This window comes from Saccharopolyspora pogona, from assembly GCF_014697215.1.
Lineage (GTDB): Bacteria > Actinomycetota > Actinomycetes > Mycobacteriales > Pseudonocardiaceae > Saccharopolyspora > Saccharopolyspora hattusasensis.
On sequence record NZ_CP031142.1, the window covers coordinates 7,210,536 to 7,227,507 of the forward strand.

Sequence of the window (16,972 nt, forward strand, 5' to 3'; positions counted from 1 at the left end):
ACGTGGTCGCTGACCGACGAATCCGGCCCAACCCGGTGCAGTGGATCTGGTACGCCTTCGGCGGGCGGTTGCCGGAGCGCTGCCGCGAATGGGTGCTGCAGGACATCACCTGCCGCACCTGGGTGCTGCGGCACCTCGCGCGCAGCCTGGTCCAGATCTCCCCGGGGCTGCTCTTCCTGCTGCTGCCGGGGCCGTTCTGGATCCGGGCGATGTCTGTGCTGGGCGGGGTGATCCTGGCGGTCTGGTACTCGATGTCGTACCTGGAGCACACCAGCGAGTACCGGCTCGTCAAGCACGGCTACCCGTTGGGCACGGGCAAGGAGGTGCGCGAGCAGGCGAGGGCCGCCGTTCGCGCCCAGCGGGCGCAGCGGTACGCCGAGCTCTACCGCCACCAGCCGGAGCAGTGAACTCGGCGCGGCGCTACTTCGGGCGCCAACCGGCTCGGGTCGGCGGGCCGGGCGGGCCGGGCGGGCGCGCGGGGCGGGGGCGGCGCTCCCAGGGGCGGTTCGCGGGCTTCGAGAGGGCGGGCATGCCAGGCAACCTAGGGCACCGAGCGGGGCGGATGTGAACCACTTCGTGGCATTGGTGACATTTCCCGCATGCCGATCTACCAGCGAAGATCACGCAGAGCAGATCATCGGTGACAACTTCCCAGGTGACAGCGCCCACACGCCGCTCCGCTACGATCTGTAATCGCCGCAACCGGCGTAGTGAGGAGTCGTAATGACTGCCGTACCGCACCCGTCGCATTCGGGGTCGTCGCTGCAGAGACCGCTGACGGTCCGGGAATACGCCGAACTTGGCGAAGACGATCGCCACCGCTACGAACTCCAAGAGGGAAGCCTGGTCGTGTCGCCGAGCCCTGCACCCGATCACATGATCGCGATCGCGAACCTGATCTTGCAGCTCGCCGGGCAGGTTCCTGCCGGGTTCAAGGCCATCCCGGACGTGGACGTAGACCTGGAGCTCGTGTCGCCGGACAAACCGGGGTTCTCGCGGCGGCCGGACCTAGTCGTCGTCCCACAGGCTGCCACCGGAAGGGTGCGAGAGGAAGGCGGCCTGCTGCGGGCGAGCGAAGCGGTGCTCGTCGTCGAGGTCGTTTCTCTGGCGTCCCGGCGCACCGACCACGTGATCAAGCGCGACGAGTACGCCGACGCGGGAATTCCGCACTACTGGATCGTCGACCTCGATGAGCCGGTGTCGTTGCTCGCCTGCCACCTCGCCGAGCCGTTCGGCTACCAAGATCCGGGGGACGTTGCGGGCGAGTTCGTCACAGAGGTTCCGTTCCCGGTCCGGCTTCGGCTGGACGAGCTGGTGGAATGAGCGGAAGCATGCGCTCACCGGTGATCCGACATCCCGTGGTGCGGGTGGTTGTTGAGCGTTGGCACTCTCATGGGTAGAGTGCTAGCAGAACGGCACCGCAGCGCCCCGGCACCCGCGACGACGGGGAGCCACGGAACCGTCTTAACCCAGACAACGCTTCGAAGGCCCCAGAAGGTGGAGGTCACACCGTGGCGAGCATTAAGCCGCTTGAGGACAAGATCGTGGTCCAGGCGAGCGAGGCCGAGACGACGACTGCGTCCGGCATCGTGATCCCGGACACCGCCAAGGAAAAGCCCCAGGAGGGCAAGGTTCTGGCTGTCGGCCCGGGTCGCGTCGACGACAAGGGAAACCGCATCCCGGTAGATGTCAAGGAAGGCGACGTCGTCATCTACTCGAAGTACGGCGGCACCGAGGTCAAGTACAACGGCGAGGAGTACCTGATCCTCTCCGCCCGCGACGTGCTGGCAGTCGTCAACTGACGCTGCCGCACCAAGCGAGCAATGCCGCCCCGGCGGTCCCGACCGCGGGACCGCCGGGGCGGTCGCACGTCCGGGGCAGCGGGATTTGTCGATGGAACAAGTACGGCCTCAATAGATCAGGTACCCATGAAGGGCTGTTGGAACCATGGCTAAGCAGATCACCTTCGACGAGCAGGCGCGCCGCGCGCTGGAGCGCGGTGTCAACCAGCTCGCCGACGCGGTGAAGGTCACCCTCGGGCCGCGCGGTCGGCACGTCGTGCTGGACAAGCAGTTCGGCGGGCCGCAGGTCACCAACGACGGCGTGACCATCGCCCGCGAGATCGAGCTGAGCGACCCGTTCGAGAACCTGGGCGCCCAGCTCGCCAAGAACGTCGCGACGAAGACCAACGACGTCGCCGGCGACGGCACCACCACCGCCACCGTGCTCGCCCAGGCGCTGGTCCGTGAGGGCCTGCGCAACCTGGCCGCGGGCGCCAACCCGGCGGCGCTGAACAAGGGCGTCCAGGCGGCCACCGACGCCGTCGTCGAGGCGCTCAAGGCCAAGGCCACCCCGGTCAAGGGCCGCGACAACATCGCCCAGATCGCCACCGTCTCCTCCCGCGACGAGACCATCGGCGCGCTGATCGGCGAGGCGATGGAGAAGGTCGGCGAGGACGGCGTGATCAGCATCGAGGAGTCCTCGACGCTGGCCACCGAGCTGGAGATCACCGAGGGCGTCCAGTTCGACAAGGGCTTCATCTCCCCGCACTTCGTCACCGACGCGGAGCGGCAGGAGGCGGTGCTGGAGGACGTGCAGATCCTGGTGCACCGGGAGAAGATCTCCAGCCTGCAGGACCTGCTGCCGCTGCTGGAGAAGATCGCGCAGGGCGGCAAGCCGCTGCTGATCATCGCCGAGGACGTCGAGGGCGAGGCGCTGTCCACCCTGGCCGTCAACGCGCTCCGCAAGACGCTGAAGGTCGTCGCGGTCAAGGCACCGTTCTTCGGCGACCGCCGCAAGGCGTTCCTGGACGACCTCGCGGTCGCCACCGGTGCCCAGGTCATCGCGCCGGAGGTCGGGCTCAAGCTGTCCGAGGCCGGCCCCGAGGTCCTCGGTTCGGCCCGCCGGGTCACCGTGACCAAGGACACCACGACCATTGTGGACGGCCGTGGCAAGGCCGAGGACGTCAAGGAGCGGGCAGACCAGATCCGCAAGGAGATCGAGGCCACCGACTCCGACTGGGACCGCGAGAAGCTGCAGGAGCGGCTGGCCAAGCTGGCCGGCGGCGTCGCGGTGATCAAGGTCGGTGCGGCCACCGAGACGGAGCTCAAGGAGCGCAAGTCGCGCATCGAGGACGCCGTCGCCGCCGCCAAGGCAGCGGCGGAGGAGGGCAGCGTCCCCGGCGGTGGGTCCAGCCTGATCCACGCCGCCAAGGTGCTGGCCGACGGCCTCGGGCTCACCGGTGACGAGGCCACCGGCGTGCAGCTGGTGCGCCGCGCGCTGGACGCCCCGCTGTTCTGGATCGCCCACAACGCGGGCCAGGAAGGCGCCGTCGTGGTCTCCAAGGTCCGCGACCTCGACTGGGGCGCCGGCTACAACGCGGCGACCGGTGAGTACGGCGACCTGGTCCAGTCCGGCATCGTCGACCCGCTGAAGGTGACCCGCTCCGCGGTCGCCAACGCGGCCTCCATCGCCCGCATGGTGATCACTACCGAGAGCGCAATCGTGGAGAAGCCGGAGGAGAAGCCGGAAGCCGCCGGGCACGGGCACGGGCACGGGCACTGAGCCCGGGCTCGTGACCGCGTAGCCGGGCCGGCACGCGCGAAAGATCGGGGCGGCACCCACATCCTGGGTGCCGCCCCGATCTCTTTCTCACCCTGCCCGGAGTCGAATGACGCCCCTCGTGGTCATTCGACTCCGGTGGCCGTTCGCGGTCCTCGCCGCGGCGGCCGGCACAAGCGCATCAGCTGGCCGCGACCGCCAGCTGCTGGCGCTTGCGCGCCTTGATGATCACTTCTCGCTCCGATTCCGACAGTCCGCCCCAGATGCCGTACGGCTCCTGCACGGCAAGTGCATGGGTCCGGCACTGCGCGATCACCGGGCAGTGTTGGCACACCTCTTTCGCCTTCGCCTCGCGCCGGGCTCGCGCCGGGCCGCGCTCGCCGTCCGGATGAAAGAAGTACGCGCTGTCCATGCCTCGACAGGAGCCCCGTATCTGCCAATCCCAGATATCGGCGTTCGGTCCTGGAAGACGTCGAGTGTCTGCCATTGCGCAAACCACCTCCTAGCGGTGGGTCCCCTCCCCGCTGCGGCGGCGCCGCAGCCTCGCATGATCCGACCGTAGAACCGCGCCAAAACTTGTTCAACCCTTATCGCGCCAAAAGCTGTTCATCATTGGAGTGATCTTTGGGCGACGAAGATCGACGCCCAGCGGCTTGCCCTCCACGAGCCAGAACCGGAACATGTCCCGCGTGACGACGCGGCCGGAACCTGTGCAGGGACGGGACACCTCCAATCCCTCCAATCCGAGCGACGATCCGGGGCCGGTCGAGGGCCCCGACGGCGCTGCGTCGGACGACCAGCCGCGCCTCAGCGTCGCTGCGGTGGCCCGCCGGCTCGGTGTGGCTCCCGCCACGCTGCGCACCTGGGATCGCCGGTACGGGCTCGGCCCCAGCGATCACACCAGTGGTCGGCACCGTCGGTACGGCCCGGACGACATCGCGCGCCTGGAGCAGATGCAACGCGCTCTGCTGCGAGGCGCCTCGCCCATGGAGGCGGCCCGCTACGCGCGCACCGTCGCCGCACCGCTGCCGCAGCGATACCCCGATTCGGCCGAGCAGCAAACGCAGCCCGACGAATCCGGCGACGGACCGATGATGTTGTCCGGTGTGCTCGACGGCGCGGGCGACATCAAGTTGGTCGGCGGCTCCAACACTGGCGGGCGCGGGCTGAAGCTCACCGGAGCCGGATCGCGCACCCGCGGCCTGGGGCGCGCGGCGCTCGCGCTGGACTCCTGGTCCGTGCAGCGGTTACTGATCGAGTCGATGGACAGTGACGGGGTCGTGGAGACCTGGCAGGGCATGCTGCAGCCGGTGCTGCGCGCGGTCAGCGAACGTCGGCAGCGGTCCGGCTCCGGCATCGAGGTCCTGCAGCTGCTGGTCGACTGCGCGTCAACCGCGCTGCGGTCGGTGATCGCGAACGCGCCGGCGCCGGTCAACCCGCGCCCGGTGGTGCTTGCGCCGGTGCCCGGCGAAGCGCAGGAGCTCGAGCTCGTGGCGCTCGCCGCGGCGCTCGCGGCCAACCGCGTCGGCCACCGGCTGTTCGGTGCCGCGCTGCCGAGGGAAGGGCTGGCCGCGGCGGTGCGCCGCTCCGCGCCGGCTGCCGTGGTGCTCTGGGCGGACCAGTCGTACTACGCCTCGCCGCGCGTCCTGGACGACATCCCGATCACCCGGCAGCGCGCCCGTGCCTTCGTGGCCGGCGGCGGTTGGGCGCAGCAGGCGCTGCCCGCGCACGTGGAGCTCCTCGATTCGCTCGATGCCGCTGTGGCGCGTGTTTCGGAGACCGTTCTGAGCTGAATCGGGCACGATTGTGTCATAAATCACACTGAGCTGTACGGGTGGGGTGACGCTGTTCGTGCGGACGGGCGAAACGGCGGTCACGACTGGGTGCAATCGGGTGAATACTGCAGGTACGGGGCGTGGCCGGCGGCCTCCCGGGCGGTGAACCACCCGGTCTTGGCGGCTTGCTCCGTTCCGGTGAAACCGCCTCCGACGTGGGGGACGCAAAATTTCTTGACGGATTAAGCACCGGATCGTGTCAAGGTTTTGGCCCCTGCGTCCGATAGGGGAGGTGGAACGTCACTCGCCTGCAGGAAAGGAGTTCCCGTGACGACGGTCCTGATCTGCGATGACCGACGTAGCGTCCGGGAAGGGCTCACTCGTGTGATGTCTGCTGTCCCCGGAGTGAGTCGAATCGATTGCGTCGCACATGGTGACGAGCTGTTGGCCCGCTTCTCGCGGCAGGCCGTCGACGTCGTGCTGGTGGGCACCCAGCGTGCGGTGCCCAACGGCGTCGAGGCCACCCGTCGGCTCGTCTCTGCACATCCGCAAGCGAACGTGATCGTGTTCGGTGCGCCGGACGACGCGGCGAGCATCGCCGCCGCGATCGCCGGTGGAGCCCGTGGCTACCTCCGCTGGGATGCTTCCCGGCCGGAGCTGGTCGCGGCGCTGGCGCACACGTTGGCGAGCACTTCGGTGCCCGCACCCCGGCAGCCGTCCGACCCTGGCGTGCAGCTGACGGAGCGCGAGCTCCAAGTGCTGCGGGGCATGAGCCAGGGCAAGAGCAACGGCCAGATCGGCCGGGAGCTCTACCTCTCGGAAGACACGGTCAAGACCCACGCGCGCCGGCTGTTCCGGAAGCTCGGTGTGCGAGACCGTGCGCAAGCGGTGGCGCACGGTTTCCGCCGCGGCCTCGTCGCGTGATCGCCGCGCGCGGTGATCACCGCGCAGCTGCCGATCGGAGCGCACCGGCAGGACGATCCCGAGCTGCCGGTGCTCGGCGAGAGCGTTGGCTTGGAGCGAGCTGACGTTACGAGTGCGGCTGTGGTTTCGCGTCACTTCGGCACGGCCCGGATTCCGGGCCGAGGTCGCCGACGCGGCGCGAACCACAGTCCGCCCGATCGGACATGGCGGGATGAAACCGGCGTTTGCGGCAAATGGCGAAGATGCCCCGAAATCGTCGTAGTCGCCCGGTCGTACTACCCCTGTGAAGATCGTCTCAGATCTTCGCTTGTGGTCCACCTCGATCCCGGTGGCCTGGTCAAACGCCGCCGGGCACGGCGTCTGGTATCTCTGAATGTGTGACGACGACGGTCCCCTCCCCCCACTCCCTGTTCAACGATCGTTCCTTGCCCGGTACGGTGAGCTCGGCGCGGCGTGCGAGGCACGCGATTTCCGCCGGACGAATCCGAATCGCTTGAACGCGTAACACCAGGGCTGCTGTCTGCGATGACCAACGTGGGGGACGGGCTGGACGCTCTAGTAGGCGCCGCCGTCGACGGCGATCGTCAGTCGATCGAGCGCTTGCTGGCCGAAATCCGTCCTTTGGTGGTGCGGTACTGCCGCGCCAGAGTCGGACGAAACGAGAGGTCGTTCGCTTCGGCGGACGACGTGGCCCAGGAAGTGTGCCTCGCGGTGCTGACCGCGCTGCCCACCTACAAGGACCAGGGTCGTCCATTCCTGGCGTTCGTGTACGGCATCGCCGCACACAAGGTGGCTGATGCGCATCGTGCGTTGGCACGCAACCGCTCCGAACCGGTCGCAGACGTTCCGGACACCCCGGAATCCCAGGCCGGACCGGAGCAGCGGGCCATGCAGGGTGAGCTTTCGGGCAGGATGGCGCAACTGCTTCGCATCCTCCCGGCCAAGCAGCGGGAGATTCTGTTGCTCCGGGTGGTCGTCGGGTTGTCGGCGGAGGAAACCGCCGAAGCGGTCGGTTCTACGCCGGGCGCGGTACGCGTGGCTCAACACCGCGCGTTGGCCCGGCTGCGAAAGACGCTGTCCGCGGAGGAGGTGGTCTGAATGGCTGAGCGGAAGGGGCCTGAGGGGGAGCAGGCGGGACGCGACCCTGTCGAGTCCGGTCGGCACGAGGACCGTTCGCGCGGTGCAGACGAGCGGGACCTGACGCCCGCTGAGGGGTGCGCAGACGAGGGAACGGAACTGATCGACAACCATCGGGATTCCGACTCGGCCGAGTCCGAAACCACCGAATCCGACACCGCGTCCGCCGAGACGGGCGGTGCTGACGTGCTCGACTTCCGGCCGCGCCCGGCCGACGGGAGCGACGAGCTGGTCGACTTCGACGACTTCGGCGAAGAACCGATCGACCTGAGCGCGCTGCAAGCCGACGACGCGTTGCTGGACGTGCTCGGCGGAACCAACCCCGACGTGGCCGCGCAGGCCGACGAGCGCCCCAGCCTGGAGGCGCTGCTGGTCGCGTGGCGGCAGGACATCGACGCCGCGCCGATCGGCGATCTCGTCGACGTGGAGACCGCAGCCTCGGCGATCGCGGCGGGCAACCGCCCGCGCCGCAGGCTCAAGCGCCGGCACCTGGTGCCGGTCGCCACCGCCGCCGCGGTCCTGATGATCACGTTCACCGGTGTTGGCGTGGCCGCTCGCGACGCGCAGCCCGGCGACATGCTGTGGGGCGTCGCCCAGGTCCTCTACACCGACCACACCCGCGCGGTCGTGGCCGCGAGCTCGGCTCGCGAGGAGCTGAACACCGCGGAGGGTGCGATCGAGCAGGGCAACCGCACCGCTGCCGAGGCCGCGCTGCGGTCCGCGCAGGAGCAGATGCGGGGCGTCGACGACGAGCACGGCCTGTCCGACCTGCGCGCCGCGCACGCTTCGTTGACCGCGCGGATGGACCACGAGCACGAGCAGACCTCGCAGCAGCCGACGTCCGAGACGCCGCCGACGCCGAGCACTTCGCCGTCGCCGTCGCAGCCGCTGCCCCCGCCGGTGCCTCCGACGGACAGCTCGTCGCAGCCGCCGTCGTCGTCCACGCCGCCGGTGTCGAGCACATCGCCGAGCGAGACCAGCGGCAGCTCGGAACAGCCGTCCAGCGGCTGGGGCTCGGATCTCTTCCCCCAGAAGAGCAGCAGCAATCCGTGACGGAATGATTGCCCAGTACTCCTGAAACAGAAGAGGGGCTCCCGGTGGGGAGCCCCTCTTTTTTGTTCGTGTGCGGTGGAAAGCTTCAGTGGGTGGTTTCGCTTTCCGTCACGCCGTCCGCGTAGCCGCGGCAGTACTCCCAGGTGACGTAGGCGCTGGGGTTCGGGTCGAACGCCGGTTCGTGCGGGCGCATCTGGCCGTCGTGCAGCAGCTGCTCCAGGCTGGCGCGCAGCAACTCCCAGTCGTGGTAATGGCATTCGCCGCAGTCCGCGCAGTCCACCACGATGCCGCGGAGCCCGCGGGGCTCCAGCAGTGCCTGGTAGACGGCGAGATCGGTCAGGTCGGCGAGCAGTTCGGCCCGCTCCTCGTCGCCGAGCGGCGGTCCGTCGTCGGCGTCGTGATCGCCGAGTGCCATGCTCGGATCTTCCGGGTCACCCGCGAACGGGTCTGGTGGCATCGGGTCGTGCGGCACGGCCCGCACGCTACCGGCTGCGTCGACCGCGTGGGGTTGTCGGGGCGGATTTCGGTGCCCGCCGTGGCGTGGCACACGCCTCCGCAGACGGGCAAACGGGCCCTGACCTGTCGTCTCTATCTCGTCTCTATCATTGAGGGAATCCCCGCCGCCGATGCCACGTTGCACGACGTAATCGCCGAGGACATCCAAGCCGCATCCGCAGGTTTGTGGACCACAGCGTGAAGGAAGGCACCTCCCTCGCCATGACCAGCGAACTCTCCGCACCCGGCCTCCCCTCGAAGTTCGCAACACTGGGTCTGACCTTCGATGACGTCCTGCTGCTGCCCGACGAATCCGACGTGATCCCCAGCGGCGTCGACACGTCCACCCAACTGTCCCGCAACATCCGGCTGCGGGTGCCGCTGCTGTCGGCCGCGATGGACACGGTCACCGAGGCCCGGATGGCGATCGCCATGGCCCGGCAGGGCGGCGTCGGCATCCTGCAGCGCAACCTGTCCGTCGAGGAGCAAGCCGCCCAGGTCGAGGTGGTCAAGCGCTCCGAGGCCGGCATGGTCACAGACCCCGTCACGTGCTCGCCGGACGACACCCTCGCCGAGGTGGATGCGCTGTGCGCCCGCTTCCGCATCTCCGGTGTCCCGGTGACCGACCCGGACGGCACTCTCGTCGGCATCATCACCAACCGCGACATGCGGTTCGAGGTGGACTACACCCGCCGGGTGCGCGAGGTGATGACCGCCACGCCGCTGATCACCGCGCAGGTCGGCGTCACTGCGGAGGCCGCGCTCGGGCTGCTGCGGCGGAACAAGATCGAGAAGCTGCCGATCGTCGACAACGCCGGCAAGCTGCGCGGGCTGATCACAGTCAAGGACTTCGTCAAGACCGAGCAGTACCCCAGCGCCACCAAGGACCCGGACGGCCGGCTGCTGTGCGGTGCCGCGGTCGGCGTCGGCGCGGACTCGCACGAGCGCGCGATGGCGCTGGTGGACGCGGGTATCGACGTGCTGATCGTGGACACCGCGCACGGGCACTCGCGCGCCGTGCTGGACACCGTCGCGACGCTGAAGAAGGAACTCGGCAACTCCGTCGACGTCATCGGCGGCAACGTGGCGACCCGGGCGGGCGCCCAGGCGCTGGTCGACGCCGGGGCGGACGCGGTGAAGGTCGGAGTCGGGCCGGGCTCGATCTGCACCACTCGCGTCGTCGCCGGGGTCGGCGTGCCGCAGATCAGCGCCATTTACGAGGCGAGCATGGCGTGCCGCCCGGCGGGCGTGCCGCTGATCGGCGACGGCGGCATCCAGTACTCCGGCGACATCCCGAAGGCCATCGCGGCCGGTGCGAGCAGCGTCATGCTGGGCAGCCTGCTGGCCGGTACCGCCGAGTCGCCGGGCCAGCTGGTGCTGGTCAACGGCAAGCAGTTCAAGGTGTACCGGGGCATGGGTTCGCTGGGCGCCATGCAGTCGCGGGGACAGGCGAAGTCGTACTCCAAGGACCGGTACTTCCAGGACGACGTGCTGTCCGAGGACAAGCTGGTGCCGGAAGGCATCGAGGGACGGGTGCCGTTCCGCGGGCCGCTGGCGCAGGTCGTGGACCAGCTGATCGGCGGTCTGCGCTCAGGCATGGGCTACACGGGCTCCAGCACCATCCCGGAGCTACAGGACGCGAAGCTGGTGCGGATCACGGCAGCCGGGCTCAAGGAGAGCCACCCGCACGACATCACCATGACCGTCGAGGCACCGAACTACACCACCCGCTGAGCACCACCGACCCGGCCGCCGTCTCCCCGCGAGGCGGCGGCCGGGTCGTCTTCGGCGCGGGATGGCGGGGTGAACGGACCGTTTGCCTCGTTTGGAGCTTGTTGCGTTTTCGGCGAAAACGGCTGAACCGAAGTACCAAATCAGTCTCGATCGCCGCCGTTTGTCCGCCAGTGGCCATCTCAGCCGTGATCGATCGATCACGGTCCGTGGTGGGCGTAATTTTGCAACAGGCTCTTTGACATAGAGCGGGCGAACAGGCCGTTCGCTCCACCTCACCGGCGGCAGCGCGAGCTTAGGGGCCCCAGTTGTACGTCGCCCGGATGCCGCAGCGAGAATGTTCCGTCGGACAGCGGTGCTGCGAGGAGGGACTGACGTGCGGGATCAGGTTGAGATCGGCATGGGTCGGACGGCCATGCGCGGCTACGACTTGGACGACGTGGAGATCGTGCCGTCCCGGCGGACCCGGTCGTCGAAGGACGTTTCGTTGTCCTGGCAGATCGACGCCTACCGCTTCGACATCCCGCTGGTCACGCACCCGACGGATGCGATCGTCTCGCCGGCTACCGCGGTGCGCATCGGCGAGCTCGGCGGTCTGGGCGTGCTGAACGCCGAGGGGCTGTGGGTGCGGCACGAGAACGTCGAGGAGAAGCTTTTCGAGGTGGTCCGCGCCGCCGAGGAGAACAGCGACCCGGAGGCCGCGATCCGGCTGCTGCAGCAGCTGCACGCCGCGCCGATCCGGGCGGACCTGCTGGCCACCGCGCTGAAGCAGATCAAGGACTCCGGTGTCACCGTGGCGGCGCGGGTCAGCCCGCAGCACGCCGAGGAGCTGACCCCGGACCTGCTCGCGGCCGGCGTCGAGCTGCTGGTCGTGCAGGGCACCATCATCTCCGCCGAGCACGTGGCCCGGGACGGCGAGCCGCTGAACCTCAAACGGTTCATCGCCGAGCTCGACGTGCCGGTGATCGCCGGTGGGGTCGGCGACTACCGCACCGCGATGCACCTGATGCGCACCGGCGCGGCCGGGGTGATCGTCGGCTTCGGGCAGTCCCGCGCGGCCACCACCACGCAGGTGCTGGGCATCGGGGTGCCGATGGCGACCGCGATCGCCGATGCCGCCGCGGCCCGCCGCGACTACCTGGACGAGACCGGCGGGCGCTACGTGCACGTGATCGCCGACGGTGCCCTGTCGTATTCGGGGGACATCGCGAAGGCGATCGCCTGCGGTGCCGACGCCGTGATGCTCGGCGAGGCGTTGACCGAGTCGGCCGAGACGCCGGCGCAGGGCTACTACTGGACGTCCGCCGCCGCGCACCCGAGCCTGCCGCGCAGCGAGATCGTCGGCTTCGCCGGTTCCGGGGCGGACCTGGAGCAGCTGCTCTTCGGCCCGAGCAGCGACCCGTACGGCACGCTGAACCTCTTCGGCGGCCTGCGCCGCGCGATGGCCAAGACGGGTTACCGGGACCTCAAGGAGTTCCAGAAGGTCGGCCTGATGCTCCGCGGTTGACCCGGTATTCGGGTGCGGAGCGCGGGTCCGTGCTGAGCGGTTGGAGCGAACGGACCGTTCGTGTCGTCTATCGAGGTGTTCAGGCCGTTCGCTGCACTTCGGTTTGCGGGCGTCGGCGCAGGTTTTCGGGGCGTCAGCGGAGCTGGCGGTAGAAGGCGCGGAGGTCTTCGGTCAGGTGGTTGGGGGCTTGGAGGGCCGGGAAGTGGCCGCCTTCGTCGAACTCCGACCAGTGCACGACGTTGTTCTCCCGCTCAGCGAACCGGCGGATCGCCCGGCCCTCGCCGAACACCGCCACTCCGGTCGGCACCAGTGACTTCTCCTGCACGCCCCAGGTGCTCTCCTCCGCCTCGCGGTACAGGCGCGCCGACGAGCCCGCGGTGCCGGTGAACCAGTAGATCGACGCCTGGGCGAGGAGGTCGTCGCGGCCCGGCGCGGTCGGGCCGCAGTCGCCGAACCACTCGTAGATCTCGGCGATCCAGGCGAGCTGCCCGACCGGTGAATCCAGCAGGGCGTAGGCCAGGGTTTGCGGGCGGGTGCCCTGGATCCAGGCGTAACCCATGCGCTCGTTCATGAACTGCTGCAGCGACACGATCCTCGCCTGCTCTTCGTCGGTCAGCCCTTCGAGTTCCGCCGGATCCCCGGACGGCGACCCCAGCATGCCGCACACGTGCACTCCGCTGATCCGGTCCGCCGCGACGACTCCGAGGTCGCGGGTGATCTTCGCGCCCCAGTCGCTGCCGTGCGCGCCGTACCGGCGGTAGCCGAGCCGTGCCATCAGCTCGTCCCAGGCTCGCGCGATTCGCCTTACGTTCCAACCGGTTTCGCGCGTCGGTCCGGAGAAGCCGTAGCCTGGGATCGACGGCGCGACCACGTGGCAGGCGTCGGCCGGGTCGCCGCCGTGCGCCCGCGGGTCGGTCAACGGCCCGATCACGCGGCGGAACTCCGCCGGCGAGCTCGGCCATCCGCTGGTGATGATCAGCGGGTGCGCGTCGGGCTCCGGAGAGCGGACGTGCAGGAAGTGCACGTTCTGCCCGTCGATCTCCGCGGTGAACTGCGGGAAGGTGTTGAGCCGCGCCTCCTGCGCGCGCCAGTCGAAACCGGTCCGCCAGTACTCGGCCAGGTCCCGCACGTAACCCAGCGGAACGCCGTAATCCCAACCCACGCCGGGAAGTTCGCCGGGCCAGCGGGTGCGGGCCAGCCGGTCTTGCAAGTCGGTCACGGCGGCCTGCGGTATGTCGATGCGGAAGGGCTGGATCTCGGTCATGCGGCGACGCTATTGCGGTGTTAGGCCGACATCGGTCCTAAGTGGGCGGCAGACTTGGCGACATGCCGGACACCTCGGCGCGCCTGCTCAAGCTGCTGTCGCTGCTGCAGACACCGCGCGACTGGGCGGGGGCCGAACTCGCCGAGCGGCTCGGCGTCAGCTCGCGGACGGTGCGTCGCGACATCGAGCGGCTGCGTGAGCTCGGGTATCCGGTGCACGCCACCCGGGGCACGGCCGGCTACCGGCTCGGCGCTGGGGCGGCGGTTCCGCCGCTGCTGCTGGACGACGACGAGGCGGTCGCGGTCGCCGTCGGCCTGCGCACGGCCGCGGTGTCGCAGGGGTGGAGGAAACATCGGCGCGGGCGCTCGCGAAGCTGGAGCAGGTCTTGCCGTCGCGGCTGCGGCACCGGGTGCAGACCTTGCAGGGCGCCATGATCGCGATGCCGGGCGAAGGCCCGACGGTGGACGCGAGCGTGCTGACCGCCATCGCGGCGGCCTGCCGGGCGCACGAGCAGCTCCGCTTCGACTACGTTTCCCACGACGGCACGACCAGTCGGCGGACCACCGAGCCGCACCGGCTGGTCGGCCGGGGGCGGCGCTGGTACCTGGTGGCCTGGGACGTCGAGCGCGCCGACTGGCGGACGTTCCGGGCCGACCGGATCGAGCCCAAGATCCCGGCCGGCCCGCGCTTCGCGCCGCGCGAGTTGCCCGGCGGCGACGTCGTCGCCTACCTCGACGAACGGCTGCAGGTCGCGCTCTGGGAGTACCAGGCGACGCTGCTGATGCCGCTGTCCGCGACGCGTCTGGCCGAGCTGATCACGCCGACCTGGGCGCTGATCGAGCCGGTGGACGAGCACTCCTGCCCACTGACCATGGGCGCCGACTCGATGCACCTGCCGGCGGTCTTCGCCGGGATGCTCGACGTGGACTTCGAAGTCGTCGACCCGCCCGAACTTCGCGACCACCTGGCCAATCTCGGCGAGCGGTACCTGCGCGCCGCCGATCGGGCGTGACGCCGCCCCGTTCGGAGCGCCCGGCTGGCGATTTCGCGCGAAATCGCCGATTTCCGGTGAGGTGCCCGCTCCGCGTGAGCCCTGCTTCGGCGGCGGGCACCGGCAGGGTTCCACCTTCTGCGCAAAACGGGTTCGGAAAGGGTCTCGGCACTAGCTACTGGCGAGTAGTTACGTCTAACCTGTCGCGCATGGCTGGACGTGACGAGAGCGGTACCGATTTCGACGTGGTCGTCATCGGTTCCGGGTTCGGCGGCAGCGTCGCCGCGCTGCGCCTGACCGAGAAGGGCTACCGCGTCGCGGTGCTCGAAGCAGGACGCCGGTTCACTGACGACGAGCTGCCCAGGACCTCCTGGGACCTGCGGAAGTTCCTCTGGGCGCCGCAACTCGGCTGCTACGGCATCCAGCGCATCCACCTGCTGCGCAACGTGCTGATCCTGGCCGGCGCGGGCGTCGGCGGCGGGTCGCTGAACTACGCCAACACGCTCTACCGACCGCTCAAGCCGTTCTACAACGACCCGCAGTGGGCGCACATCACCGACTGGGAGGCCGAGCTCGCCCCGCACTACGACCAGGCCACCCGGATGCTGGGCGTCGTCCAGAACCCGACCGAGACCCCGTCCGACGTGGTGATCAAGCGCGTCGCCAGCGAGATGGGCGTCGGTGACACCTACCACCACACGCCGGTCGGCGTGTACTTCCGCAACCCCGGGCAGACCGATGCCGACCCGTTCTTCGGCGGTGCCGGGCCCACCCGCACCGGCTGCACCGAATGCGGCGCCTGCATGACCGGATGCCGCGTCGGCGCGAAGAACACGCTGGTCAAGAACTACCTGTACCTTGCCGAGGGGGGCGGGGCCAAGGTGTTCCCGATGACCACGGTGACCCGGCTAGCGCAGGGCCGCGACGGCCGCTGGCGCATCGCGACCGCGCGCACCGGCGCGAAGCCGGCCAGGCGGCCGAAGATCTTCCGCGCCGACCAGGTCGTGGTCGCCGCCGGTACTTGGGGCACCCAGAACCTGCTGCACCGCTGCCGGGACAACGGCGACCTGCCGCGGCTGTCCGAGCGGCTGGGGCGGCTGACCCGGACCAACTCCGAGGCGATCATTGGCGCGCAGATGAAGAAGCCGGACCCGAACCGCGACTTCTCCACCGGCGTGGCCATCACCTCGTCGTTCCACCCGGACACCGACACCCACATCGAGCCGGTGCGCTACACCAAGGGCGCCAACGCGATGGGGCTGCTGCAGACCCTGGCGACCAAGGGCGACGAGGGGTCGCGCTGGAAGCAGTGGGCGCGGAGCGCGCTCAAAAACCCGTCGCTGGCGTTGCGCGCGCTGTCGGTCAAGAACTGGAGCGAGCGGACCGTGATCCTGCTGGTCATGCAGAGCCTCGACAACTCGCTGACCACCCGGCTCAAGCGGCGCTTCGGCAAAACCCTGCTGACCTCGGAGCAGGGGCACGGCGCGCCCAACCCGACGTTCATCCCGGCCGGTGAGCAGGCCAACGATCTGGTCGCCGAGCAGATCGGCGGAATCGCGGGCGGCACCTGGGGCGAGCTGTTCGACATCCCGATGACCGCGCACTTCCTCGGCGGCTGCGCGATCGGCGAGGGCGCCGAGCACGGCGTGATCGACCCGTACCACCGGGCGCACGGGTACCCGACGATGTCCATAGTGGATGGTTCGGCGGTCAGCGCGAACCTCGGCGTGAACCCGTCGCTGACGATCACCGCGCAGGCGGAGCGGGCGTTCTCGATGTGGCCGAACAAGGGCGAGCAGGATTCCCGGCCCGCCCAGGAATCCGGCTACCGCCAGGTGGATCCGGTCGCCCCGAAGGCCCCGGCGGTCCCGGCCACCGCACCCGCGGCGCTCCGCCTGCCCGTCGTGTGACGCAGCCGGAGCACGCAGAGGAATCCGGCCATCGCCGGCCAGCCCGGCCACGCCGTCAGGCCCGCGGTCAGCGGGCTCGGCGGCTGGTCGGCTGCGGCGAAGACCCACGGCAGCGCAACCGCGGCGGTGCTGGCGAAAGTGTGCGCGAGGACGGCGGGCACCACCGAGGCGGACCGCAACCGCAGCCAGGTGAAGACGCGGCACGACCAGCACGCAGGTGACCAGGAAGGACCCGATCGAGACCGGCCACGACGCGCCGGGGTACTGCCCGCCCAGCAGCGCGTCGGCAGATGCCAGAGCGCGACGACCACACCGGTGCCGACCAGCGCGAACATCGGCCCGCGCGGCAGCAGCCGGGGCAGCGGGAACCCCTGCCAGTCCAGTCCGTCGCCGAAGAACATCGGTAGGAAGACGAGCATCTGGAGCAGCAGCCCGGCCGCCCAGAGCCCCAGCTCTGGCCACGGGATGCCGTGCTGTCCCAGGGTTTCCGGGGCGAACTGGCCGCGGGACCCGGAGAAGTTCGCGAGATCCGGGTGATAGGTCCCGGCCGCCGCGGCCACCACCAGCGAGACCAGAGTGAGCAGCAGCGGCACGGCGAAGGCGAGCGCGCTTCCCGCGAGGTGC

General features: G+C 69.7%; 15 protein-coding genes and 1 pseudogene. 12 read left to right on the forward strand and 4 right to left on the reverse strand.

The genetic code is table 11. The features are described from left to right. The first annotated feature begins 2 nt into the window (after positions 1-2). The 4 genes from DL519_RS33875 (at position 3) to groL (ending at position 3,564) form a co-directional block, all read left to right on the forward strand. Positions 3-407 (forward strand): DUF5313 family protein, encoded by a 405-nt coding sequence (locus DL519_RS33875; RefSeq protein WP_223839884.1) that lies wholly within the window; start codon positions 3-5, stop codon positions 405-407. A 316-nt stretch (positions 408-723) separates the two neighbouring features. After that, entirely contained in the window at positions 724-1,323 is a 600-nt protein-coding gene (locus DL519_RS33880) for a Uma2 family endonuclease (protein ID WP_190820877.1), read from the forward strand. Positions 1,324-1,511: 188 nt separating this feature from the next. Continuing rightward, a complete protein-coding gene (gene groES / locus DL519_RS33885; RefSeq protein ID WP_010316109.1) occupies positions 1,512-1,802 on the forward strand; it encodes a co-chaperone GroES in 291 nt (96 codons plus the stop codon). A 145-nt stretch (positions 1,803-1,947) separates the two neighbouring features. After that, positions 1,948-3,564: a chaperonin GroEL gene (groL, locus tag DL519_RS33890; RefSeq protein WP_190820879.1), complete on the forward strand. Its 1,617-nt coding sequence runs from the start codon at positions 1,948-1,950 to the stop codon at positions 3,562-3,564. A 178-nt stretch (positions 3,565-3,742) separates the two neighbouring features. Here the strand turns inward: groL and DL519_RS33895 are convergent, their stop codons facing one another. Beyond that, complete coding sequence (locus tag DL519_RS33895) at positions 3,743-4,048, reverse strand: WhiB family transcriptional regulator (RefSeq protein WP_029536210.1); 306 nt, start codon at positions 4,046-4,048, stop codon at positions 3,743-3,745. Positions 4,049-4,241: 193 nt separating this feature from the next. On the opposite strand from DL519_RS33895, the gene DL519_RS33900 reads away from it, so the two are divergent. The 4 genes from DL519_RS33900 to DL519_RS33915 all read left to right on the forward strand — a co-directional run bounded on the left by DL519_RS33900 (position 4,242) and on the right by DL519_RS33915 (position 8,450). Continuing rightward, positions 4,242-5,354, forward strand: a complete 1,113-nt coding sequence (locus DL519_RS33900; protein ID WP_317891408.1) for a MerR family transcriptional regulator — start codon at positions 4,242-4,244, stop codon at positions 5,352-5,354. Between the two features lie 309 nt (positions 5,355-5,663). Then, complete coding sequence (locus DL519_RS33905) at positions 5,664-6,260, forward strand: response regulator transcription factor (protein WP_029536209.1); 597 nt, start codon at positions 5,664-5,666, stop codon at positions 6,258-6,260. Between the two features lie 525 nt (positions 6,261-6,785). Continuing rightward, positions 6,786-7,358: a sigma-70 family RNA polymerase sigma factor gene (locus tag DL519_RS33910; RefSeq protein ID WP_190820881.1), complete on the forward strand. Its 573-nt coding sequence runs from the start codon at positions 6,786-6,788 to the stop codon at positions 7,356-7,358. Next, positions 7,359-8,450, forward strand: a complete 1,092-nt coding sequence (locus tag DL519_RS33915) for an anti-sigma-D factor RsdA (protein WP_190820883.1) — start codon at positions 7,359-7,361, stop codon at positions 8,448-8,450. Positions 8,451-8,535: 85 nt separating this feature from the next. On the opposite strand, the gene DL519_RS33920 is transcribed toward DL519_RS33915, so the two are convergent. Then, positions 8,536-8,931 carry a DUF5319 domain-containing protein gene (locus DL519_RS33920; protein ID WP_397545002.1) on the reverse strand — a complete coding sequence of 132 codons (396 nt, stop codon included), beginning with the start codon at positions 8,929-8,931 and terminating at the stop codon, positions 8,536-8,538. A gap of 236 nt (positions 8,932-9,167) precedes the next feature. On the opposite strand from DL519_RS33920, the gene guaB reads away from it, so the two are divergent. Further along, positions 9,168-10,679, forward strand: coding sequence for an IMP dehydrogenase (gene guaB, locus DL519_RS33925; RefSeq protein WP_168589904.1), 1,512 nt, complete (start codon positions 9,168-9,170; stop codon positions 10,677-10,679). A gap of 373 nt (positions 10,680-11,052) precedes the next feature. Further along, on the forward strand, positions 11,053-12,183 hold the full coding sequence (locus DL519_RS33930; protein WP_190820885.1) for a GuaB3 family IMP dehydrogenase-related protein: 1,131 nt from the start codon (positions 11,053-11,055) through the stop codon (positions 12,181-12,183). Positions 12,184-12,316: 133 nt separating this feature from the next. Here the strand turns inward: DL519_RS33930 and DL519_RS33935 are convergent, their stop codons facing one another. Continuing rightward, positions 12,317-13,447: an epoxide hydrolase family protein gene (locus DL519_RS33935; protein ID WP_190820887.1), complete on the reverse strand. Its 1,131-nt coding sequence runs from the start codon at positions 13,445-13,447 to the stop codon at positions 12,317-12,319. Between the two features lie 62 nt (positions 13,448-13,509). Between DL519_RS33935 and DL519_RS33940 the strand changes: the two are divergent. Beyond that, positions 13,510-14,459, forward strand: a pseudogene (locus DL519_RS33940) (helix-turn-helix transcriptional regulator). A gap of 188 nt (positions 14,460-14,647) precedes the next feature. Continuing rightward, entirely contained in the window at positions 14,648-16,348 is a 1,701-nt protein-coding gene (locus DL519_RS33945) for a GMC family oxidoreductase N-terminal domain-containing protein (RefSeq protein ID WP_190820889.1), read from the forward strand. On the opposite strand, the gene DL519_RS33950 is transcribed toward DL519_RS33945, so the two are convergent. Then, positions 16,264-16,941 (reverse strand): CPBP family glutamic-type intramembrane protease, encoded by a 678-nt coding sequence (locus DL519_RS33950; RefSeq protein WP_190820890.1) that lies wholly within the window; start codon positions 16,939-16,941, stop codon positions 16,264-16,266. The two genes, DL519_RS33945 and DL519_RS33950, sit on opposite strands and share 85 nt — an antisense overlap. Positions 16,942-16,972: the final 31 nt, after the last annotated feature.